Consider the following 20,981-nt stretch of genomic DNA (forward strand, 5'->3'; position numbering starts at 1 on the left):
GCGGTGCCGTAGGAGCGGATTCATCCGCGATAGGGCTGCAAGGCAGCCCCAGTGCACTCAGTTACCTTTCACTGCGTAATCAGGGCGCTTGTCGTTGCCCGGAATGAACGGACTCCAAGGCTGCGCCCGCAGCGGCTGCTCGGTTTCCCACACGACGCTGAACTGGCCGTCATCCTGGATCTCGCCGATCATCACCGGCTTGTGCAGGTGGTGGTTGGTCTTGTCCATGGTCAGGGTGAAGCCCGACGGTGCCTTGAAGGTCTGCCCGGCCAGCGCTTCGCGGACCTTGTCAACGTCGGTGGACTTGGCCTTCTCGGCGGCCTGGGCCCACATGTGGATACCCACATAAGTGGCCTCCATCGGGTCGTTGGTCACCGCCTTGTCGGCACCTGGCAAGCCCTTGGCCTTGGCGTAGGCCTTCCAGTCGGCGACGAACTTCTGGTTGACCGGGTTATCCACCGACTCGAAGTAGTTCCACGCCGCCAGGTGGCCGACCAGCGGCTTGGTGTCGATGCCGCGCAGCTCTTCTTCGCCGACCGAGAACGCCACCACCGGCACGTCGGTGGCCTTCAGCCCCTGGTTGGCCAGCTCTTTGTAGAACGGCACATTGGAGTCGCCGTTGACGGTGGAAATGACGGCTGTCTTGCCGCCAGCGGAGAACTTCTTGATGTTGGCGACGATGGTTTGGTAATCGCTGTGGCCGAACGGCGTGTACACCTCTTCGATGTCTTTGTCGGCCACGCCCTTGCTGTGCAGGAAGGCACGCAGGATCTTGTTGGTGGTGCGCGGGTAGACGTAGTCGGTGCCCAGCAGGAAGAAGCGCTTGGCGCCGCCGCCGTCCTCACTCATCAGGTACTCCACGGCTGGGATGGCCTGCTGGTTGGGCGCGGCGCCGGTGTAGAACACGTTCGGCGACATCTCTTCACCTTCGTACTGCACCGGGTAGAACAGCAGGCCATTGAGCTCCTCGAATACCGGCAGCACGGATTTGCGCGACACCGACGTCCAGCAGCCGAACACTACCGCGACCTTGTCCTGGGTCAGCAGCTGTCGGCTCTTTTCAGCGAACAGCGGCCAGTTGGAGGCGGGGTCGACCACCACCGGTTCGAGCAGCTTGCCGTTTACACCGCCCTTGGCGTTGATCTCGTCGATGGTCATCAGCGCCATGTCCTTGAGCGAGGTCTCGGAAATCGCCATGGTCCCCGACAGCGAATGCAGGATACCGACCTTGATGGTTTCGGCGGCCTGTATGCTCCAGCTCAGGCCCATCGCCGCGATCGATGCGCTGAGGGTAAAGGCCTTGATCAGACTACGACGCTTCATGTGCTCTCTCCGCTGAGTTTTTATGTGTTGGGCAAGCGGGGAGGGGTGTTGCAAGGGGTGTGCCTGGTTGCGCAAAGGGCGCAATAGAGGGGTTGTGCGAGGTATTAGGGCGCTGGTTGGATCCAGGTTGGTGCCGGCGGGATGTGTGTGCACAGGATTGGGGCCGCAACGCAGCCCCCCCGAGGCCATCAGCCGTTACGCACCGCCGTGCGCGGATGGCGTTTGCTGCGCACGAACTGGTAGGTCACCGCCAGCAGCACGAACCAGATCGGCGTCACCACCAACGCCGAGCGCGTGTCTGCCTCCAGGCTCAGCAACACCAGAATGAAGGCAAAGAACGCCAGGCACACGTAGCACATGAAGCGCCCGCCCGGCATCTTGTACTTCGAGGCCTGGTGCAGCGTCGCGCGGTGCTTGCGGTACTGCAGGTAGGACAGCAGGATCAGTGTCCAGACAAACATGAACAACACCGCAGAAACAGTGGTGATCAGGGTGAATGCCTCTACCACGTTGGGCACCAGATAGATCATCACTGCACCCAGCAGCAGGCAGGAGCAGGAGAAGTACAGGCCATTGGCAGGTACCGAGCGGCCCGACAGCTCCCCAAACGCCTTGGGTGCGTCACCTTCCTGCGACAGGCCATACAGCATGCGGCTGGTGGAAAACACGCCACCGTTGGCCGACGAGGCCGCCGAGGTCAGCACCACGAAGTTGATGACACTCGCCGCCGCCGGCAGGCCGGCCAGTACGAACAGTTCGATGAACGGGCTCTTGCCCGGTACCACGTCGCGCCAGGGTGTGACGGCCATGATTGCGATCAGTGCCAGCACGTAGAACATGATGATCCGCAGCGGGATCGAGTTGATCGCCCGCGGCAGAGTGCGCTCCGGGTTCTTCGCTTCGGCAGCGGTGGTACCCACTAGCTCGATGCCGACGAAGGCGAACACGGCGATCTGGAAGCCGGCGAAGAAGCCCATCAGGCCATTGGGGAACATGCCCCCGTCGTTCCACAGGTTGGCCAACTGCGCGGTGCGCCCGCTGGGTGAGGTAAAGCCGCTGAAGACCATGTACAGGCCGGTAGCGACCAGGCCGAGTATGGCGACGATCTTGACCAGGGCGAACCAGAACTCCAGTTCACCGAACATCTTCACGGTCACCAGGTTCAGTGACAGCAGCAACGCCACGAAGGCCAGCGCCGGTATCCATTGCGGCAGTTCGGGGAACCAGAACTGGGTGTAGGCCGCGATGGCGACCACGTCGGCGATGCCGGTGACCACCCAGCAGAACCAGTAGGTCCAGCCGGTGAAGTAGCCGGCCCAGGGGCCAAGCAGGTCGGCGGAAAAATCGATGAACGACTTGTAGTTGAGGTTCGACAGCAGCAGTTCGCCCATGGCGCGCATGACGAAGAACAGCATGAAGCCGATGATCATGTAGACGAAGATGATCGACGGCCCGGCCAGGTTGATGGTCTTGCCCGAACCCATGAACAGGCCGGTACCGATGGCGCCACCGATGGCGATCAGTTGGATGTGACGGTTGGTCAGGTTGCGTTGCAGGTGTGGCTCATCTGGCGGCGTGGGTGAAGCTTGCGTCATAGTCGGCATTCCATTGGACAGTCCGTCGTCTTGGCGGAGGTAGCCGGCTAGGCTAACACGCGCGTCCCAGTTCGGGGCGCGACAGATCGACTCGACTTTTGGGGAGCAGTTTTGTGCCTGTGCCGGCCTCTTCGCGGGTGAACCCGCTCCCACAGGGACCGCGCTGCCCTCAGGCTTGGCGCAGAAACTGTGGGAGCGGGTTTACCCGCGAAAGGGCCGGCACAGACGAAGCAAGGCTCAAGCGCTGGCCAGCACCCGGCCGCGCCTGACCACCAGGCTATCTACCAGCCACATCACCACCATCGACACCCCCACCAGCGGAAACACCACCCCCAGCACCAGCATCACCGCCACTGCCGTCTTCCAGCGCGGCAGGTCATGGCGCAGCGGCGGCACACCCAGCCCGCCGGCCGGCCGGCGCTGCCACCACATCAGCAGCCCGCTCACCGAGCCCAGCAGGATCATCAGGCACACCAGCAGGATGATGATCTGGTTCAGCGCCCCGAACATCTTGCCTTCATGCAGCATCACCCCAAGCTCCGTGGCCCGCGCCACCGGGTTGTAGTCCTGCCAGCGCACGTCGGCCAGGACCTTGCCGGTGTACTGGTCGACATGCAGGGTGGCGTCGTTGCGTGGGTCGTCGGCGAACACCGCGATGGTGAATACACCGTCAGCCGTGGTCGGCAGGGTGATGCTGTAGCCCGGTTCGACCTGGCGTGCGCTGGCGATGTCCTCGACATGTTGCACGCTCACCTGCGGTGCGGAGGGCAGGGCCGACATCATGTGATGCCCGGCGTGTTCGGCGTGCGCACCGGACTGCGGCATTGGCGTGCTCTCCACTGCCCAGGGCACTGTCTGGCGGTGTGCATTGTTCAGTTCACCCGCCTGCTGGTCCGATCTGGGCACGTCGTTCCACATGGCTGCCGGAAAACGGTTCCACAGATCGGCGTATTGCTTGCCCCACAGGCCGGTCCAGGTCATGCCGCTGAGCAGCATCAGCAACAGCAAGGCCGAGCCCCAGAAGCCCGTCACTGCATGCAGGTCGCGCCAGAACAGGCGGCCGCGTGCCGACAGCCGTGGCCACAGTACGCCGGCGCCGTTGCGCCCGCGTGGCCACCACAAATACAGGCCGGACACTACCAGTACGATGCCCCAGCCTGCAGCCAGCTCCACCAGGCGGTCGCCGATCGTGCCGACCATCAGTTCACCGTGCAGGGCCCGGGCAATGGCCTGCAGGTTCTGCTTGCCGTCCTGCTCGCCAAGGATCTTGCCGCTGTAAGGGTCGATGAACACGTTCAGTTCGCGCCCGCCGTCATGCACCACGAACTGCGCGCTGCGCTCGGCGTTCAGCGGCGGCAGGTACTGGCCGACATGGCCCTCGGGATAGGCCTGGCGTACTTCGGCCAGCATCGTGTCCGCGCCCTGCCGGTGGTGGCCGGCTTCGACCACCATCAGGTCGCGGTACAGCAGCGGGTCGAGTTGCGGCTTGAACAGGTAGATGATCCCGGTAACCGCCAGCAGGATCATGAACGGGGCCACGAACAGCCCGGCATAGAAGTGCCAACGCCAGGCCAGGTTGTAGAAATTGATGCGTGTTCCTCTCATGGGAACCTCCGGTTTTACCAGCTGAGGGGCGCAACACCAGGTTGCGTCCACGGTTTTTGTCAGAAGCTGAAATCGACCTTGGTCCAGAAGGTCCGGCCTGGCTCGTTCACCGGTTGTGGGTCTGTGGCCGGGTAGCCGAACCCGGCGTTCCCGGCCAGGTTCAGGTGCTCGGCATAGGTCTTGTCGAACAGGTTGTCGACCCCCGCGCTGAGCTTGAGGTGGTTGCTGACCTGGTAGGCGCCATTGAGCGAGAACACGCCGAAACCGGCGCTGTTGTCGTAGTCCTTGCCGACCACGTTGCCCTGGTTCTCGGCGATGCGGTTCTGTGCCGTCACCAGCCGCCACAGCGCGCCGACACTCCATGCATCGCGGCTGTAGGTCAGGCCCAGGCGGCTTTCCAGGGGCGGCATTTGCGGTAGTGCTGTACCGTCACTGCTGTTCTTGCCCCAGGCGTAGGCCAGCGTGGCGTCGGCCTTCCAGTTTTCCGTCAGCTGGTAGGCCGCGCCCAGTTCGCCGCCCATGATGCGGGCGTCGATGTTGCGAGCCTGGGAGCTCATTCCCTGGTAGTCGAACAGGATGTAGTCGCGGATCTGCCCGATGTAGCCAGACGCCCAGGCTTCCATTCGCTCGTCGCGGTACTGGATACCGAAGTCGAGCTGGGTGGTCTTCTCTGGCTTGATACCGTCGAAGGCATTGGCCGCACCGGGTGGTGCCAGCTTGGGCGAGAACAGCTCCCAGTAGTCAGGGAAACGCTGGGCATGACCAAGGCCGATGTACGTGGTGGCCGGGATGGCTGCCAGGTCGTGCTCGTAGCGAACAAAACCGCTGGGCAGGGTGTCGGCGCGGGTGTTGCCGTTGGTGGCGCTGGCCGCGCGGAAGTCGCGGGCCGTGGCGCGGTCCAGGCGGGCACCGGTAATCATGCGGTCCTCACCGCTGACGTACCAGGTCAGCTCGCCGAAGGCACCGTAGTTGTGGAAGTCGGCGTCCTTGGTCCAGGCCTGGCCCTTGTGCGCGTTCACGCCCATGCCGCCGCGTTTGCGATGTTCGTTGGTCTGCGCGTCGATGCCACCGATCAGTTGCACATCGGCCCAGCGCCAGGTGGCCTTGATGCGTGCGCCCAGGGTGCGGCGGTCGACGTTGCTGACCATCGGCATGCCCATCATGCCGCTGCCCGAAGGCGTACGCAGGCTGTAGTTGTCCATCACGTGGTCGGCGTAGTTGTAATAGACCTGCGCCTCGACCTTGTCGAGCACTTCGCCGAGGTTGGACTTTTCGAAACGCAGGCCCAGGCTTTCGCGCTTGAACTGCGAGCCGTCCATGCCGCGCCCGGCATAGCGGGCTTCGCCATCGCCCTTGCCGGCGGTGAGCTCCAGCAGGGTGTCCTGGTCCGGCGTCCAGCCGAGGGCGACATCGCCGTTCCACTTGTCCCAGCGTGACGGCACGGTGTTGTCGCTGCCGTCGTGGTAGTCGTCCGAGCGCGACTGGTTGCCGACGAAGCGGGCGTAGGCCTGGTCGTTGCCGGCGGCGGTGTCCAGCACCTTGTCGAAGCGGCCGTTGGAGCCGGCCAGCAGGCTCGCATTGACTCGGCTGCCGAGGGTGCCGAAGTTCTCCGGCTCGCGCTCGAAGAGGATGGTGCCTGCCGAGCCGCCTGGGCCCCAGATCACGCTTTGCGGGCCTTTGATTACGGTCAGGCGGTCGTAGGTTTCCGGCGAAATGTACGAGGTGGGGGCATCCATGCGGTTGGGGCAGGCGCCCAGCATCAGGCCGCCATTGGTGAGGATGTTCAGGCGCGAGCCGAACATGCCGCGCAGTACCGGGTCGCCGTTGGTGCCGCCGGCGCGGATGGCCGAGAAGCCGGGGATGGTCTTCAGGTAGTCGGCGCCGTCGCTGGCCGGCACCGGCTGGCGCGGGTCTTTCGGGTTGGTAACCACGGTCAGCGGTGAACTCGGGGCCACGGCGGTGATCACCGTCGGGCTCAGCTCGGGAGCGTCATGTACATGGCCTTTATGGCCTGGGTCGGCGGCCAGGGCCACGGGCGCGAGCAGCGAGCCGCACACGGCGGCGATGGTCCCACGCAGGGACAAGGCAAAAACAGGGGTGCAGCCGGACATAATGATTCCAGTCGATCAGTCATGAGTCAGCGCGAAGCCTCCTGGCTCCGTGCGCGAAATGTGGGTTCAGACGTTGATCGAGGAAGGTGGCGCGCGGCTGCGCGCGCCGGGGAATACAGCCTGCCGGGCATGGCCCTGGCGCGTTGGTGCGAACAGGTGGGTGGTGGGGACGACGCTGCCGGCGCTGAGCGGGCTGAGGGTCTGGGGCAGGGCCGGGCAGTTGAACAACAGGCTGCAGTAGCCGCACTTTTCCCACATCACGTGCAGCTGGCCATCGCCGGCCTGGCCGTGATGGGTGTCGCCGCCATGCTGATGGGCAGTGGCCATCGGCATGTCCATCGGCATGCTCATGCCGGCGTGGTGGTCCATCGGCATCGACTGGGAAATCAGCGGGCCGATGAAGATCATCCACATGGCAAACAGGCTCAGCCATCCGCCACCGGCGCGCCTGCGGTCAGGGCGTGTGGTACGGCTGATGCTGTTGCGTGGCAGGCTCATGACGAGTGCCTTTCAGCGGGTGATCAGTGCGTGTGTTCGTGGGCTTGCGGCTGGTCCGTCGGCGCCTGCTTCTGCACGGCCACATCGACGGTGATATCGCCGGCCTTTTCGAAGTGCAGGGTCAACGGGAAGCGCTTGCCGTCGCTGAGCAGGCTGCGGTCCTTGGGCTGCATCAGCATCACATGGTAGGCGCTGGGGGCGAAGGTCAGGTCCTTGCCGGCGGGCACCACCACGCTGGGCACCTGCTGCATCTTCATGGCGCCGCTGGCGCTCATGACATGCTCGTGCAGTTGTGCGTCATCGCTGATGGGGCTGTCGACACCGAGCAGGCGGTCGTCGGCCTGGCCATTGTTGTGCACCACGAAGTACGCCGCGACGTTGGGGGCGTTGGGGGGCAGCTGCAGTGACCAGGGGTGGGCAATGTGCAGGTCACCCACGCTGTATTCGTGGGCATTGGCAAAGGCGCCGGGCAGCAGCAGGGCGGCCACGACGAGGGCGTGCTTGAGCATGGTGAATCTCCGTTTCTGTTCAGGTTCAGGCAGACAGGGTGATGAACTCAGGCCAGCGGAGAGGCACGGGGATTGAGCGCCGGCCAGAGCTGGCGCGGCGTGGCGTGGTAGTCGGCGGGTGGCGGCAGCAGCCCGGCCAGCAGTATCGGCGGGTTGTGCAGCTGCGGCGGGTAGCCGGGCAAGGCCAGCAGTGGCGCGGCACCGGAGCAGCACCAGCAATTCATCATGCTGGCGCTGTCGTCGCTTTGCGGGCCAAGGTCGATCTTGGCCAGGGCCTGCACGTCGACCTTGGCCTTGCTGGCCATGCTGGAACAGAAGGCCCCCCACAGCAGCTGCTCGGCCGGGCCCTTGGGGGCAGCAGAGGACAGCGGCATGGCCAGCAGGTTGAACAGCACTGCGAGGCAGGCTATCCAGGCGATGGGCCGACGTGGGGGCATGGAGAGATCCGGTCAGGAATCGTGGTGGCTATTGTACGGCCGAGTATAGGTAAAAATGACAGGGTGCGGTGAAGTGACGCAGATGGCCAGTTTTTGGGGCTGCGCAGCAGCCCCGGCATTATCAGGCCTTGTTACGCCCCATCAACCCGCGTACGGTCTCCTGCAGGTCCGCCGGCAGCACCACCACCTTGGCATTGCTGCTGCCCGCCAGGTTCTCCATCGCCCCCACATAGCGCTCGCCCAGCAGGTACATCGCCGGCACGGTCTCATTACCCACCGCGTCCTTGACCAGGGTGATCGCCCGTGCCGAGGCTTCGGCCAGGCTGACCTGCGCCTCGGCATCCAGCCTGGCCGCCTGCAGGCGTGCTTCGGCCTCGAGGATCGCCGCCTGCTTGGCCCCTTCGGCGCGGGTGACGTCGGCCTTGCGCTCACGCTCGGCGGCCGCCTGGCGCTCCATGGCCAGCTGCATGTTTTCGGACGGCTTGATGTCCTGGATTTCCACCGAGCGCACGGTCACGCCCCAGTCCTCGGTCTGCTCGGACATGGCTTCACGCAGGCGCGCCTTGATCTGCTCGCGGCTGGACAGCGCTTCATCCAGGTCCATGGCACCGACGATGGCGCGCAGCGAGGTCATGGTCAGGCTGGTGACGGCGAACGAGAAGTCCTGCACGCCGTAGGAGGCCTTCTGCGGGTCGACCACCTTGGCGAAACACAGGGCGTTGGCGACGATTACCGCATTGTCCCGGGTGATGATTTCCTGCTCTTGCACATCGAGGATGATGTCCTTGGTCGGCAGGCGGTAGGCAACCACGTCCATATACGGGATGACGATGTTCAGGCCGGGCTTGAGCGTGTTGTGGTAACGGCCAAGGCGCTCGACGATCCATTCCTCGCCCTGGGGCACGATACGCACCCCCTTGAACACGGTGATCAGGACGAACAGGGCGATGGCGGCGACGACGATGAGGCTGGTCATGACAGGCAATTCCTTTTGGTGCAGGTTCAGGCCCGGATGACCCGGGCGGTATTCCCTTCGATGGCGGTAAGGCGTACCCGCTCGCCAGCGGCGATCTCGCTGTCGGCGATGCAGGTCCATTCTTCGTTGCCGAGGACTGGCTTCTGGAAGCGTACCCGGCCTTTCTGAAACTCCGAGACGGCAGCGGTCAGCAGCCCGACTTCACCGATCACACTGTCGGCGGTCCAGCGCACGTCCGGTTTGCGCCGGAACAGCTTGAACCACAATGCCGTGGTGACTGACGAAAGCAGCACCCAGAGCAGCACCTGCATGTCCAGATGCAGGCCGGGAGCGGCCAGCGAGATGAGCGAAACCAGCACGGCACCGATGCCGAACCAGAGAATGAAGAACGTCGGCAGGACCAGTTCGAGCAGCATCAGCGCGATGCCGAAGACCAGCCAGATCCACCATTGCATATCCATATGAGTAGTGCCTTCCAGAGGGAGGAGGCCGAGTTTAAGGCAGCAGGGCGGCAGAAGGCCACCTGAAGGCTTGAACGAAAAGCCCGAAATGGCTGTAGGACTACTTTCTAAAGAGTGATGGGATCTCGTGCAGGAGCGGCGGCGTTTGCGACAGTTGTTCTTACAGGCCGAGTGCTGCAGCCAGGTCATGCAGCGATTCGAATGCCCGGTCCACACCAGGCAGCACCGGGCGCTTCAGCACCAGCACCGGCACGCCCAGCTCCCGCGCCACTTCCAGCTTCGGCTCGGTTGCCACGCTGCCGCTGTTCTTGCTGATCAGCACATCGATGCCACGACGCTGGAACAAGGCCCGCTCATCGTCGATATGGAACGGCCCACGCGCGCCAATCACTTCACAGCGCTCGTTGCCAGGGCACGCTTCCAGCGCGCGCAAGGTCCAGAACTGCTCGGGCGGAATCTCATCCAGGTGTTGCAGGGGCTCACGCCCCAAGGTGAACAGCGGCCTGCGAAACGGCTTGAGGGCGTCGATCAACCCGGCCCAGTCATCGACCTCGCGCCAGTCGTCCCCCTCCTGTGCCTGCCAGGCCGGGCGCCGTAACGCCCAGCATGCGATACCGGCACTGCGCGCGGCGGCGGCGGCATTGCGGCTGATCTGCGCGGCGTAGGGGTGGGTGGCATCGATCAGCAAGCTGATGCCCGCCTCGCACAGGTAGCCCGCCAGGCCCTCGGCGCCGCCAAAGCCGCCCACCCGCACCTGGCATTGCAGGTCCTGCGGCACGCGGCCGATGCCGGCCAGGCTGTAGACGTGCTGCGGGCCAAGGCGGCGAGCGATGGCCAGGGCTTCGGTGATGCCGCCCAACAGCAGGATGCGCTCGTTCATGGCATGCCTGCCCGGCCAACGATGCCGCCCTGGCGGTCGATGGCGAACACTTCCACGTGCACCTCAGCCGGCACGATGCTGCGGGCGAAGGCCAGGGCGTGGGCGCAAACCACATCACCCAGCGCAATGCCGGCGGCATGGGCCAGCGCCAGAGCCTGCTGGCTGGTGTTGGCTGCGCGGATCGCCGCCTGCAGCGCTTGGTCAGCACCGATGTCCGCAGCCCAGCCGGCCAGTTGCGGCAAGTCGATGCTGGAGTGACGGCTGTGCAGGTCCATGTGCCCGGCCGCCAGCTTGCTGATCTTGCCGAAGCCGCCACACAGGGTCAGACGCGGCACTGGCACCTTGCGCAGGTGCTTGAGCACCGCGCCGACGAAGTCACCCATTTCGATCAGGGCGATTTCCGGCAGGCCATAGACCCGGCGCATGGTGTCCTCGCTGGCGTTGCCGGTGCATGCGGCAATGTGCGTGTAGCCATTGGTGTGGGCCACATCGATCCCCTGGTGGATCGAGGCGATGTAGGCCGCACAGGAAAACGGCCGCACGATGCCGCTGGTACCGAGAATTGACAGCCCGCCGAGAATACCCAGGCGCGGGTTCATGGTTTTCAGCGCCAGCTGCTCACCGCCCTGCACATTGACAGTGACTTCGAAGCCACCGGCATAACCGCATTCGTCCGCCAGGCTTTGCAGATGTTCGCTGATCATGCGTCGCGGCACCGGGTTGATGGCCGGCTCACCCACTGCCAGCACCAGCCCCGGGCGGGTCACGGTGCCGACACCGGTGCCGGCGACAAAGCGGATGCCCGCTTCGGTCAGCAGGCGCACCTGGCTGTAGAGCAGGGCGCCATGGGTCACGTCAGGGTCGTCGCCGGCATCCTTCAGCGTGCCCGCCTCGGCGCTTTCGCCGTTCAGGCGGCAGAACTCCAGGCGCATCTGCACCACCTTGCCCTTGGGCAGGGTGATACTCACGGCATCGCTGCTCGTCCCGCTCAGCAGCAGGCGAGCGGCTGCCAGGCTGGTTGCGGTGGCGCAACTGCCGGTGGTCAGGCCGCTGCGCAGGGGCGCGGGCTGTTCACGGGTTTCTTCACGCATCGGCGGGTTTCACGATGTCCAGCAGGGTGATCGGTAGCGCCTGGCGCCAAGTGTCGAAGGCGCCCAGTGGCTGGGCATGCGCGACGTGGATGCGGGTCAGCTCGCCGCCGTGGCGTTCGCGGAACTGCGTCAGGGCCAGTTCGCTTTGCAGGGTCACTGCGTTGGCTACCAGGCGGCCGCCGGGGCGCAGGCTTGCCCAGCACAGGTCGAGCACGCCATCGCGGGTGACGCCGCCGCCGATGAAGATGGCATCGGGCTGTTCCAGGCCTTGCAGTGCCGCCGGGGCCTTGCCGCGAACCAGTTGCAGGCCGGGAACCCCCAGCGCATCGCGGTTGTGTTCGATAAAGCCCTGGCGGCCCTCGTCGGCCTCGATGGCCAGGGCCCGGCAGGCGGGGTGGGCGCGCATCCATTCGATACCGACCGAGCCGCAGCCCGCGCCGACGTCCCACAACAGTTCGCCGGGCTGTGGCGCCAGGCGGGCGAGGGTGATGGCACGGACATCGCGCTTGGTCAGCTGACCGTCGTGGCGGAAGGCGCTGTCCGGCAGCCCGGCGAGACGGTGCAGGTGAGCGGCGTGTGGCGCAGCCCGGCATTCGATGGCCACCAGATTGAGCGCCGCGACCTGGACATGTGGCCAATCCTCGGCGGAGCCGGACAATTCACGTTCCGCTGCCCCGCCCAGATGCTCGAACACCCGCAGCCGGCTTGGCCCGAAACCACGCTCGCGCAGCAGCGCAGCAATCGCCGCCGGGCTGTCGCCGTCGTTGCTCAGCACCAGCAGGCGCACGCCGCTGTGCAACTGGGCATTCAGTGCAGACAGCGGGCGGGCGACCAGTGACAGCACCTGCACGTCCTGCAGTGGCCAGCCCAGGCGGGCGGCGGCCAGAGCGCAGGACGAGGGCATCGGTAGCACGAGCATTTCTGTGTCAGGCACCTGGCGCGCCAGGCTGGCGCCCACGCCGTAGAACATCGGATCGCCGCTGGCCAGCACGCACACCGGCTCACCGCGCAAGGCCAGCACCGGGGCGAGGGAGAACGGACTCGGCCAGCCCAGCCGCTCGCCGGCCACGCAGCGCGGCAGCAGGGCCAGCTGGCGCGGGCTGCCGAAGATCCGCACTGCGCCCAGCAGCGCGCGCCGGGCCTGCTTGCCCAGGCCACTGAAGCCGTCTTCGCCGATGCCTACTACTGTCAGCCAGGGTGCCATGTATTTCATTCCGCCATGATTGGGGCCGCTGCGCGCCCCTGAATTTCTGCTCAATCGCTGATGATGCTCGACCACCGGCTTTTCATGCCGCCGGACAAAGCAGGCATAATACCGCGCCTTCTACACTCAAGCGCATTTTCACAGACTGCCGGATGCCCCATTGACGCAGGCCCATACCCCCCAAGTTGCGCCCCGCCCCTCGGCCTGTCCGGGGTTGTGGCGTATCGTCAGTGCCCGGGATGGCGGTATTTGCCGCATCAAGCTGGCGGGTGGCCTGCTGCTAGCCGACCAGGCCGACGCGGTGGCGACGGCGGCCGAGCGTTTCGCCAGCGGCGTGATCGAGGCCACCAACCGCGGCAACCTGCAGATCCGCGGCATCGGCAGCGATCACCAGGGCCTGGTCGAGGCCCTGCTCGCTGCCGGCCTGGGCCCGCGTGATGCCGCTGGTGACGATGTGCGTAACCTGATGCTCAGTCCGCTGGCTGGCCGCGATCCGGCCATGCTGTTGGACGCTCGGCCGTTGGCCGGGCAGATCCTCGACCTGCTGGAAGGTACCCCGCGTTTCCACCAGCTGTCGGCCAAGTTCGCCGTACAGCTGGATGCCGGCGAGCGCCTGGCCATGCTCGAACATCCTCATGACCTGTGGCTGTCGGCTTTGCCTCTGGAGCAGCAGGCCTGGCTGGCCTTCGGCCTGGCGGGTTGCCCGGCTGACGGCCAGGTGCTTGGCGCGGTGCCACTGGAGCAGGGCTTGATGCTGGTGCGTGCCGTGCTGGAGCGCTTCCTCGACCTGGCCACCCCGGCCCAATCGCGCATGCGCCAGTTGCTCGAAGTGTGTTCGCCAAGCGATTTCATCGACGGCCTCGGCCTGGTTATCCGCCGCGATGCCGCCGTGCTCGGCTGGCGACGTGAAGCGTACGATGCCCCGTGGCTGGGTGTGCTGCCCCAGGCGCAGGGGCTGGCCTTGGGCGTTGCCCCGCCGCAGGGCCGCCTGACCCCGACCATGCTGCGGGGGGCCGCACGTGTCGCCCGCGAACTGGGCGATGGCAGCCTGCGCCTGAGCCCTTGGCAAAGCCTGGTGCTGACCAACATCCAGGCGCAAGCCGTCGCCCAGGCCCAAGCCGCCCTCAGCGACCTGGGCCTGCTGTGCCACGCTCATGAACCGCTGGCCCGTATCAGTGCCTGCACCGGCAGCAGTGGCTGCGCCAAGGCCCTCGGCGAAACCAAGGCTGACGCCGCCACCCTGGCCGCGCTGCTCGGCCCGGGTGCGCCCGGCAGCGTGCACTTGTCCGGTTGCCCCCGATCCTGCGCCGTGGCCCATGTTGCCCCGGCTACCCTGCTGGCCCGCTCACCGGGCCGTTATGACCTGTACCTGCGTGATGCACGCCAGCCGGGCTTCGGCGCCCTGCGCGCCACCGACCTTACCTTGAACGAAGCAGGCGCCATGCTCGACCTGCCGACGGAGCACCTTGATGATTGACTACATCCGCGATGGCCAGGAGATCTATCGCAATTCCTTCCGGATCATCCGTGAGGAAGCCCGACTCGAGCGGATTCCCGCAGACCTCGAGAAGCTTGCCGTGCGCGTGATTCACGCCTGTGGCATGGTCGATGCCATCGATGGCCTGCAATTCTCCGAAGGCGCCGGGCGCGCCGGGCGTGAGGCGCTGCGGGGCGGCGCGCCGATCCTGTGCGATGCGCACATGGTTGCCGAAGGCATCACCCGGGCACGCCTGCCTGCCGACAACAAAGTGATCTGCACCCTGCGCGACCCGAGCGTGCCGGGCCTGGCGAAAGATGCCGGCAATACCCGTTCCGCCGTAGCCCTGGAGCTGTGGCGCCCGTACCTGGAAGGCAGCGTGGTGGTGATCGGCAATGCCCCCACTGCATTGTTCTACCTGCTGGAAATGCTCGACGCTGGCGCCCCCAAGCCGGCGTTGATCCTCGGCTTCCCGGTCGGCTTCGTCGGCGCCGCCGAGTCCAAGGCGATGCTCGCTGCCGACAGCCGTGGCGTGCCATTCGTGATCATGCAGGGCCGCCTGGGCGGTAGCGCGATGGCCGCCGCCGCGGTCAACGCCCTGGCCACGGAGGTGGAATGATGGCGCCGCGTGGACGTCTGCTCGGCCTGGGCGTAGGCCCTGGCGACCCTGAACTGATTACCCTGAAAGCCCTGCGCCTGCTGCGTGAAGCGCCGGTGGTCGGCTATTTCGTGGCCAAGGGCAAGCGCGGCAATGCCTTCGGCATCATCGAGGCACACCTGCAGCCCGAGCAGACCCTGCTGCCGCTGGTCTACCCGGTCACCACCGAGGCCTTGCCGGCGCCGCTGTCCTATGAACAGGTGATCAGCGACTTCTATGACGAGGCCAGCATGCAGGTGGCCGAGCATCTGGATGCCGGCCGCGACGTTGCGGTGATCTGCGAAGGCGACCCGTTCTTCTACGGTTCCTACATGTACCTGCACGACCGCCTGGCCCAGCGCTATGAGGCCGAAGTGGTCCCCGGCGTCTGTTCGATGCTTGGTGGTGCCTCGGTACTGGGCGCGCCGCTGGTGTATCGCAACCAGAGCCTGTCGGTGCTGTCTGGCGTGTTGCCCGCTGAAGAGCTCAGGCGCCGCCTGGCCGACGCCGATGCGGCGGTGATCATGAAGCTTGGCCGCAACTTCCCCAAGGTGCGCGAGGTGCTGGCTGAACTGGGCCTGGACGGCCGTGCGCTGTATGTGGAGCGAGCGACCATGGCCAATCAGAAGATCGTGCCGCTGGATCAGGTCGATCCGCAGTCGTCGCCGTATTTCTCGCTGATCATCGTGCCGGGTGAAAAATGGCAGGGCTGAACATGCACAAGGCTCCGGCGATCGTCATTCTGGGCCAAGGCAGCCTGGCCACGGCGCAGCGTATCCGGCAATGTTATCCACAGGCGTCGATCCACGGCCTGGAAGGGCGGGTCGAAGGTGCCGACCTTTACTACAGCGCGTTTGGAGATACCTTGCGTGCGCTGTACCAGCAGGACACACCGATTGTTGCCCTGTGCGCAGCAGGTATCGTGATTCGCAGCCTGGCCAGCCAGCTCAGCGAGAAAGGCGTGGAACCAGCGGTGCTGGCGGTGGCTGAAGACGGCAGCGCCGTGGTACCTCTGCTGGGTGGCCTGGCTGGTGTGAACCTGATGGCGCGCGAAATTGCCGAAGCCTTGGGCGTTACTGCGGCGATTACCACCAGTGGCGAACTGCGTTTTGGTACCTGCCTGCTGAGCCCCCCGCAGGGCTATGCGCTGGCGGATATCGAGCAAGGCAAGCGCTTTGTTTCCGACCTGCTGGCTGGCGAAACAGTGCGCATCGAAGGGGATGCGCCGTGGTTGCAGCAGGTACAGCTGCCTGCCAGTGGCGAGGCGCGGCGCACCATCCATGTGGGGCATCAGGCGCGTCCGGCCAACCGCAACGAACTGCTGATTCACCCACGCTCGGTGGTAGTGGGTGTCGCGGGTGGCAATCTGCACGGCATTCGTGCCGCCTTGCAGCAGGCTGGTATCGCCGAGCCTTCGCTGGCGTGTGTGCTGGCAGATGAGCAAGCCATGGCCGATACCGCACTGCACGAGGCCGCGCAGGCACTGGGCGTGGCGTTGCGTTTTGCCGCCAAGCCGCAGGATGTGGCTGGCATGGTGGCCGAAGCATTGCCAGATGCACAACTGATCGAGGTGGCCGACATGGTCATCGCGGTGGCACCTGCACCGCTTGAGGTGGCGCAGCTCGGCCGCCGTCGTGGGCGCCTGGCGGTAATCGGCCTGGGCCCGGGCGCTGCCGAGCTGATGGTGCCGGCGGTCAAGGCCGAGTTGGCGCGTGCCGAAGATGTGCTGGGTTACGAGACCTACGTACGCATGGCCGGCCCGTTCCGGGGCGACCAGGTGCTGCACTGCACCGACAACCGCGAAGAGATGCAGCGCGCCCGGCATGCCTTCGAACTGGCGGCCCAGGGCCGTTCGGTGGTGGTGGTGTCATCCGGCGACCCGGGCGTGTTCGCCATGGCGGCTGCGGTACTTGAAGCGTTGCATGAATCCAGCGACCCTGCCTGGCATCGCGTTGACCTGGAGATCCTGCCGGGGGTGTCGGCCTCGCTGGCGACGGCCGCGCAGGCAGGGGCACCACTGGGGCATGACTTCTGCGTGATGTCGCTGTCGGACAACCTCAAGCCCTGGTCGATCATTGAAAAGCGCCTGGACCTGGCGGCGCAGGCCGACCTGGTGCTGGCGTTCTACAACCCGATTTCCAAAGCCAGGCCGCATCAGCTCGGCGTGGCGCTGGAGGTGGTGCGTCGGCATCGTGACAGGAATACACCGGTAGTCCTTGGCCGCGACATCGGTAGGCCGGGGCAGACGTTGAAGGTAGTCACATTGGCCGAGTTGGTGCCAGAAATGGTCGACATGCGCACCATGGTGCTGGTCGGTTCGTCCCATACCTGCACTTTCGGCCGTGCCAATGGCGGCTCATGGGTGTATACGCCGCGCTGGTACGGCAACCAGTCCTGAGGGGGGCATGCCGGGCAGCTGAGGAAGGGTTTCGCGGCTGTTCGTGCAATCGAACAAGGAAGTGAAGGTGAACGATCTGCGCCTGGTGGTGATTCGTTTCAACCTGCCGGGGTTCCGAGAGGACTACCGTCGCAGGGCGCAGGCCAGCGTGGAGCGCAGCGGGCCGCGGGTGATTCACGACCTGCAGCCCTAGGGGGCCAGGTAGCCTTTGATACCGGTGAAGATGATCTGGGCAGCCAGGGCACAGACGAACAGCCCCATCAGCCGGCTTACGATCTGCAGGCCCTGGTCGCCCAGGATGCGCTCGATGCGGTGTGAGAGGTACAGCACCAGGCCGACGGTGAAGCTGGCCAGTGCAATGCTGACAATGGCCAGCACCTTGTCGTCCCAGTGTGGGTGGCCCACCCCCATCACCAACAATGCACCGATGGTACCGGGGCCTACGGTCAGCGGGATGGTCAGCGGTACGATGGTGACATCCTGCTGCACGTTGTCTGCCTGAACCGCCGACTTGCCTTGGGCCATGCCCAGTGCCGAGATGAATAGCACGCTGCCGGCGCCAATGCGGAAGGCATCTGCGGTGATGCCGAAAATACCGAATATCGCACGCCCGAACAGGTACAGCAGGACACTGGCGACGAGCGCGGCAATGGCCACCTTCCAGGCCAGTTGCTTGCGTTCTTTGCTGGAGTGGCCGCGGGTCAGGCTGATGAAGCACGACAGCACGAAGAACGGGCTGTAGAGCACGAGCATTTTCAGGTAGACGCTGAACAACTCATGGAGCATGGGGTAGCCCCTGGCAGGAAATGTGTGGGCAAGTGTATCAGCAGCACCTGGGTTGCCTGTACAGGCAATACAGATCAGGAGGTATGCGCCGGATCTACCTTGGTTTCCCGATGACTGGCCCAATACTGGATCAGCTCTCGCAATTGCGACAATTCCACCGGTTTGGCCATGTGCCCGTCCATTCCCGCCAGGCGCGCGCGTTCCTTGTGTTCGGCAAGAATGTGCGCGGTCAGCGCCACCACCGGGGTGCGCTGGCGCTGGTTGGCGGCTTCCCAGGCGCGCAGCTGTTGGGTGGCGGAAAAACCATCCAGTATTGGCATTTCGCAGTCCATCAGCACCAGGTCATAACGCTGCGCTTTCATCGCCTGGAGGGCCTCTTCGCCATTGCTGGCGGTGTCGGGCTCGAGGTTGAGCTTGCCCAGCATGCCACGGATCACCTTGGTCGAAATGCTGTTGTCCTCGGCGACCAGTACGCGGAAGTCGCCAGGCAGCTCCAGTGCCTGTGCGGTGCCTGGTGGGCTGGCGGGTACCGCCTGCTCGCGACCGCGCTGGGCCAGTTCTTCGGCGAGGGTGGTCTTCAGCGTGTAGCCGGCCACCGGCTTGGCGAGGATCCGCTTGACCCCGGCGTTACGTGCAATGACCTTGCTCGGCGCGTTGCTGATACCGGTGAGCATCACCACCAGGATGTCGTGATTCAGGCTTGGGTCTTCCTTGATCTTGGCGGCCAGTTGCATGCCGGTCATGCCCGGCATGTTCTGGTCCAGCAGCACGGCGTCGAAATAGTCGCGCAGGTGCGCCTTGGTGCGTAGCAGGGCCAGGGCTTCCTTGCCCGATGGTACCGCACTGACGTTCATGCCCCAGGCGCTGCACTGCTGTACCAGCACTTTGCGGCAGGTATCGTTGTCGTCCACCACCAGCACGCGGGCGTCACGCAGTGGGCCATCGAGGTCGGCCGGTGGCTGTTCCAGGCGAGAAGGGTCAAGGGGCAGGGCCAGCCACAAGGTATTGCCCATGCCGCTGCTGCTCTTGATGCCGAACTCGCCCTGCATCAGGCCGATCAGTTGCTTGGCAATGACCAAACCGAGGTGGCCGCCCAGCTTGTTGCTGGACAGGAAATGGTGGCTGTGCAGTTCGGCCTGCAGCAAGGCCTCGCGTTCGGCAGCAGGCAACGGCTCGCCGCTGTCCTGCACGGCAATGCGCAGGCGCGGTACCTCACCCCGCTGATCCAGTGCCACCACCAACAGGATCTCGCCCTGGTCGGTGTTTTTCAGCGCATTTTCCAGCAGGCTCGACAAGGCCTGGCGCAGGCGCGTGGGATCGCCGCTGATCACCCTGGGTACTTGTGGCTGGGTAAAGCTGATCAGTTCGACGTTCTGCTGCTCGGCCTTGGCGCGGAAGATGTTCAGGCAATCCTCGATCAGCGCATTGAGGTCGAACTGCACGTCATCCAGTTCGATCTGTCGGGATTCCAGCTTGGAAATGTCGAGAATCTCGTTGATCAGCGTGAGCAGTTCGTTGCCGGCGCTGTGGATGGTCTGCACGTAATCGCGCTGCTTGACCGACAAGGGGGTGCCCAGCAGCAACTCGGTCATGCCCAGCACCCCATTCATCGGCGTACGGATTTCGTGGCTGATCTTGGCCAGGAATTCGGCCTTGGCGTTGATTTCGGCATCGCTGGCGGCCAGGGCGCGGCTGGCGCTGAAGCGCTCTTCGCTCATTCGCCGCAGGCGTTCGCTGACCGCCAGGTTGAGCAGCAGGCCGCTGGCCACGGTCAAGCCCAGCAGGATGCACAGCAGCCAGGGCGTCGGGGTGCGGGTGAGGCCAAGCAACGCCGGCAACAGCACCAGGCCGCCGAGGTTGAACACCACCATGGCCAGGCTGAACACCCGTGCAGGGGCATAACCCCTGTACCAGTGATAGCTACTGACCAGCAGCATGCTGACGCTACCCAGGGCCATCAGGGCGTAAGTCATCAGGTTCAGGGGCAGGGTGTCGACGAACAGCAGTACCAGCCCGCTGACACCGACCACCAGCATGTCGCCCTGCAGCAGACGATTCAGCCGCGGCGAGTTGCAGGGTGAGAAGAAGTGCTGGGTGAAATACAGCCCAGCCAGGCCGGCCAGGACCAGCGTGAGATAGGCGGCGGGGGTCTGAGCGCTGTGCCAGACGTGCCACCAGGGGCCGCTGAGATTCAGCAGGATCAGGCCGCTGAGCAGCATCAGGCCGTGGTAGAGAGCCAGGATCAGGGCGGTGCTGGAGCGGCTGTAGAAGAAGCGGATCAGGTTGTGCAGGATCAGCATCAGCAGGCCGCCGAACAGCATGCCGAACAGCAGTGGCTGGCGCTGGTCGGAGGCGGCCACGGCCGCAGGCTCCAGGCTGATGGCCGGGCGCAGCTGGTGCTCGGAGACCAGGCGCAGGTAGATGTCTACCGGTTGCTTGCTGTTGGGCAGGGGTAATACATGGTCGCTGCCACGCAGGGTCGGGCTGGCATTGCCAGCTTGGCGGCCGTGGTGCAGTTGACGCAGAAGCTTGTCGCCTTCGAGGGCGTAGAGGTCCAGGCCAGACAGGTCTGGGGCGAACACCCGCAGCAGTTGTTCCTGCTCACCGGGGGCCAGGCGATAGTGCAGCCACATGGCCTGTTCCGCCGGTGCGGCATCCAGGTCGGAGAGGGCCAGCGGGCTGAACTGGTTGCGGTAACGCTCGGAGCGCACGTCGCTCAGTTGCAGGTTGGCCTGTTCGTCGAGCAGAACGGCCCAGCCTCCGTCATGTTCGGCGGCAGCCGGGAACAGGCAGAGCAAGGTCAGCATGCTGACGATCAGAACTGAGGCAATCCGAAGCCGACGCACTACGAAATCCCTTCTTAGCCTAGATGCCAGGTAGTAACTATGCGCGGCGCGCCAAGTCGAAGGCAAGGCCCGCGCGGGGCCCTGTCGACGAGCCGGGGGCCGTGCGCCTGGGTTTTGCGGACCCAGGGCGTCACGGCGCTCCGGTAG

Annotated in this window: 19 protein-coding genes; 5 read left to right on the forward strand and 14 right to left on the reverse strand. The window is 65.2% G+C overall.

Annotated elements, in window-relative coordinates:
- Nucleotides 1-57: 57 nt before the first annotated feature.
- From urtA to cbiE, 12 genes are all read right to left on the reverse strand, one after another.
- Nucleotides 58-1,323, reverse strand: a complete 1,266-nt coding sequence (urtA, locus tag HU760_RS03630) for an urea ABC transporter substrate-binding protein (RefSeq protein ID WP_186672628.1) — start codon at nt 1,321-1,323, stop codon at nt 58-60.
- Nucleotides 1,324-1,511: 188 nt separating this feature from the next.
- Nucleotides 1,512-2,918 carry a D-serine/D-alanine/glycine transporter gene (cycA, locus tag HU760_RS03635; protein ID WP_186672630.1) on the reverse strand — a complete coding sequence of 469 codons (1,407 nt, stop codon included), beginning with the start codon at nt 2,916-2,918 and terminating at the stop codon, nt 1,512-1,514.
- Between the two features lie 237 nt (nt 2,919-3,155).
- A complete protein-coding gene (locus tag HU760_RS03640; RefSeq protein ID WP_186672632.1) occupies nt 3,156-4,523 on the reverse strand; it encodes a PepSY-associated TM helix domain-containing protein in 1,368 nt (455 codons plus the stop codon).
- A gap of 59 nt (nt 4,524-4,582) precedes the next feature.
- A complete protein-coding gene (locus tag HU760_RS03645; protein WP_186672634.1) occupies nt 4,583-6,634 on the reverse strand; it encodes a TonB-dependent copper receptor in 2,052 nt (683 codons plus the stop codon).
- Between the two features lie 66 nt (nt 6,635-6,700).
- Nucleotides 6,701-7,132 carry a DUF2946 domain-containing protein gene (locus tag HU760_RS03650; RefSeq protein WP_186672636.1) on the reverse strand — a complete coding sequence of 144 codons (432 nt, stop codon included), beginning with the start codon at nt 7,130-7,132 and terminating at the stop codon, nt 6,701-6,703.
- 23 nt (nt 7,133-7,155) lie between these two features.
- Nucleotides 7,156-7,641 (reverse strand): copper chaperone PCu(A)C, encoded by a 486-nt coding sequence (locus HU760_RS03655; protein WP_186672638.1) that lies wholly within the window; start codon nt 7,639-7,641, stop codon nt 7,156-7,158.
- A 47-nt stretch (nt 7,642-7,688) separates the two neighbouring features.
- A complete protein-coding gene (locus HU760_RS03660) occupies nt 7,689-8,078 on the reverse strand; it encodes a DUF2946 domain-containing protein (RefSeq protein WP_186672640.1) in 390 nt (129 codons plus the stop codon).
- A 121-nt stretch (nt 8,079-8,199) separates the two neighbouring features.
- Nucleotides 8,200-9,054, reverse strand: coding sequence for an SPFH domain-containing protein (locus HU760_RS03665; RefSeq protein WP_186672643.1), 855 nt, complete (start codon nt 9,052-9,054; stop codon nt 8,200-8,202).
- Nucleotides 9,055-9,080: 26 nt separating this feature from the next.
- Nucleotides 9,081-9,515, reverse strand: a complete 435-nt coding sequence (locus HU760_RS03670; protein WP_186672645.1) for an NfeD family protein — start codon at nt 9,513-9,515, stop codon at nt 9,081-9,083.
- 160 nt (nt 9,516-9,675) lie between these two features.
- On the reverse strand, nt 9,676-10,395 hold the full coding sequence (locus tag HU760_RS03675; protein ID WP_186672646.1) for a cobalt-precorrin-6A reductase: 720 nt from the start codon (nt 10,393-10,395) through the stop codon (nt 9,676-9,678).
- A complete protein-coding gene (locus HU760_RS03680) occupies nt 10,392-11,486 on the reverse strand; it encodes a cobalt-precorrin-5B (C(1))-methyltransferase (RefSeq protein WP_186672648.1) in 1,095 nt (364 codons plus the stop codon). The genes HU760_RS03675 and HU760_RS03680 overlap by 4 nt, the downstream gene beginning before the upstream one ends.
- On the reverse strand, nt 11,479-12,690 hold the full coding sequence (cbiE, locus tag HU760_RS03685) for a precorrin-6y C5,15-methyltransferase (decarboxylating) subunit CbiE (protein WP_186672650.1): 1,212 nt from the start codon (nt 12,688-12,690) through the stop codon (nt 11,479-11,481). The genes HU760_RS03680 and cbiE overlap by 8 nt, the downstream gene beginning before the upstream one ends.
- A 145-nt stretch (nt 12,691-12,835) precedes the next feature.
- Between cbiE and cobG the strand changes: the two genes are divergently transcribed.
- The 5 genes from cobG (at nt 12,836) to HU760_RS24540 (ending at nt 17,395) form a co-directional block, all read left to right on the forward strand.
- The gene (cobG, locus tag HU760_RS03690; protein ID WP_186672984.1) at nt 12,836-14,167 is read left to right on the forward strand and encodes a precorrin-3B synthase; all 1,332 of its coding nucleotides are present in this window, start codon (nt 12,836-12,838) and stop codon (nt 14,165-14,167) included.
- Nucleotides 14,160-14,786: a precorrin-8X methylmutase gene (locus HU760_RS03695; RefSeq protein WP_186672651.1), complete on the forward strand. Its 627-nt coding sequence runs from the start codon at nt 14,160-14,162 to the stop codon at nt 14,784-14,786. Before cobG ends, HU760_RS03695 begins: the two co-directional genes overlap by 8 nt.
- Nucleotides 14,783-15,517: a precorrin-2 C(20)-methyltransferase gene (locus HU760_RS03700; RefSeq protein WP_186672653.1), complete on the forward strand. Its 735-nt coding sequence runs from the start codon at nt 14,783-14,785 to the stop codon at nt 15,515-15,517. Before HU760_RS03695 ends, HU760_RS03700 begins: the two co-directional genes overlap by 4 nt.
- Nucleotides 15,505-17,202, forward strand: a complete 1,698-nt coding sequence (gene cobJ, locus HU760_RS03705) for a precorrin-3B C(17)-methyltransferase (protein ID WP_186672655.1) — start codon at nt 15,505-15,507, stop codon at nt 17,200-17,202. Before HU760_RS03700 ends, cobJ begins: the two co-directional genes overlap by 13 nt.
- A gap of 67 nt (nt 17,203-17,269) precedes the next feature.
- Complete coding sequence (locus tag HU760_RS24540) at nt 17,270-17,395, forward strand: hypothetical protein (RefSeq protein WP_264081706.1); 126 nt, start codon at nt 17,270-17,272, stop codon at nt 17,393-17,395.
- Here HU760_RS24540 and HU760_RS03710 read toward each other — a convergent pair.
- Nucleotides 17,392-17,988, reverse strand: coding sequence for a MarC family protein (locus HU760_RS03710; RefSeq protein WP_186672656.1), 597 nt, complete (start codon nt 17,986-17,988; stop codon nt 17,392-17,394). The two genes, HU760_RS24540 and HU760_RS03710, sit on opposite strands and share 4 nt — an antisense overlap.
- A gap of 74 nt (nt 17,989-18,062) precedes the next feature.
- Nucleotides 18,063-20,834, reverse strand: coding sequence for a hybrid sensor histidine kinase/response regulator (locus tag HU760_RS03715; protein WP_186672658.1), 2,772 nt, complete (start codon nt 20,832-20,834; stop codon nt 18,063-18,065).
- Nucleotides 20,835-20,981 lie beyond the last annotated feature (147 nt).

It is taken from the genome of Pseudomonas oryzicola, from assembly GCF_014269185.2.
GTDB classification, from domain to species: Bacteria; Pseudomonadota; Gammaproteobacteria; order Pseudomonadales; family Pseudomonadaceae; genus Aquipseudomonas; species Aquipseudomonas oryzicola.

Excerpts from the sequence above, each read along its gene's own strand:
- cycA (WP_186672630.1), bottom strand. The coding sequence starts at position 2,918 with ATGACGCAAGCTTCACCCACGCCGCCAGATGAGCCACACCTGCAACGC.
- cbiE (WP_186672650.1), bottom strand. The coding sequence starts at position 12,690 with ATGGCACCCTGGCTGACAGTAGTAGGCATCGGCGAAGACGGCTTCAGT.
- urtA (WP_186672628.1), bottom strand. The coding sequence starts at position 1,323 with ATGAAGCGTCGTAGTCTGATCAAGGCCTTTACCCTCAGCGCATCGATC.
- HU760_RS03655 (WP_186672638.1), bottom strand. The coding sequence starts at position 7,641 with ATGCTCAAGCACGCCCTCGTCGTGGCCGCCCTGCTGCTGCCCGGCGCC.
- HU760_RS03645 (WP_186672634.1), bottom strand. The coding sequence starts at position 6,634 with ATGTCCGGCTGCACCCCTGTTTTTGCCTTGTCCCTGCGTGGGACCATC.
- HU760_RS03700 (WP_186672653.1), top strand. The coding sequence starts at position 14,783 with ATGATGGCGCCGCGTGGACGTCTGCTCGGCCTGGGCGTAGGCCCTGGC.
- HU760_RS03640 (WP_186672632.1), bottom strand. The coding sequence starts at position 4,523 with ATGAGAGGAACACGCATCAATTTCTACAACCTGGCCTGGCGTTGGCAC.
- HU760_RS03670 (WP_186672645.1), bottom strand. The coding sequence starts at position 9,515 with ATGGATATGCAATGGTGGATCTGGCTGGTCTTCGGCATCGCGCTGATG.
- HU760_RS03660 (WP_186672640.1), bottom strand. The coding sequence starts at position 8,078 with ATGCCCCCACGTCGGCCCATCGCCTGGATAGCCTGCCTCGCAGTGCTG.
- HU760_RS03680 (WP_186672648.1), bottom strand. The coding sequence starts at position 11,486 with ATGCGTGAAGAAACCCGTGAACAGCCCGCGCCCCTGCGCAGCGGCCTG.
- HU760_RS03675 (WP_186672646.1), bottom strand. The coding sequence starts at position 10,395 with ATGAACGAGCGCATCCTGCTGTTGGGCGGCATCACCGAAGCCCTGGCC.
- HU760_RS03695 (WP_186672651.1), top strand. The coding sequence starts at position 14,160 with ATGATTGACTACATCCGCGATGGCCAGGAGATCTATCGCAATTCCTTC.
- HU760_RS03665 (WP_186672643.1), bottom strand. The coding sequence starts at position 9,054 with ATGACCAGCCTCATCGTCGTCGCCGCCATCGCCCTGTTCGTCCTGATC.
- HU760_RS03710 (WP_186672656.1), bottom strand. The coding sequence starts at position 17,988 with ATGCTCCATGAGTTGTTCAGCGTCTACCTGAAAATGCTCGTGCTCTAC.
- cobJ (WP_186672655.1), top strand. The coding sequence starts at position 15,505 with ATGGCAGGGCTGAACATGCACAAGGCTCCGGCGATCGTCATTCTGGGC.
- HU760_RS03650 (WP_186672636.1), bottom strand. The coding sequence starts at position 7,132 with ATGAGCCTGCCACGCAACAGCATCAGCCGTACCACACGCCCTGACCGC.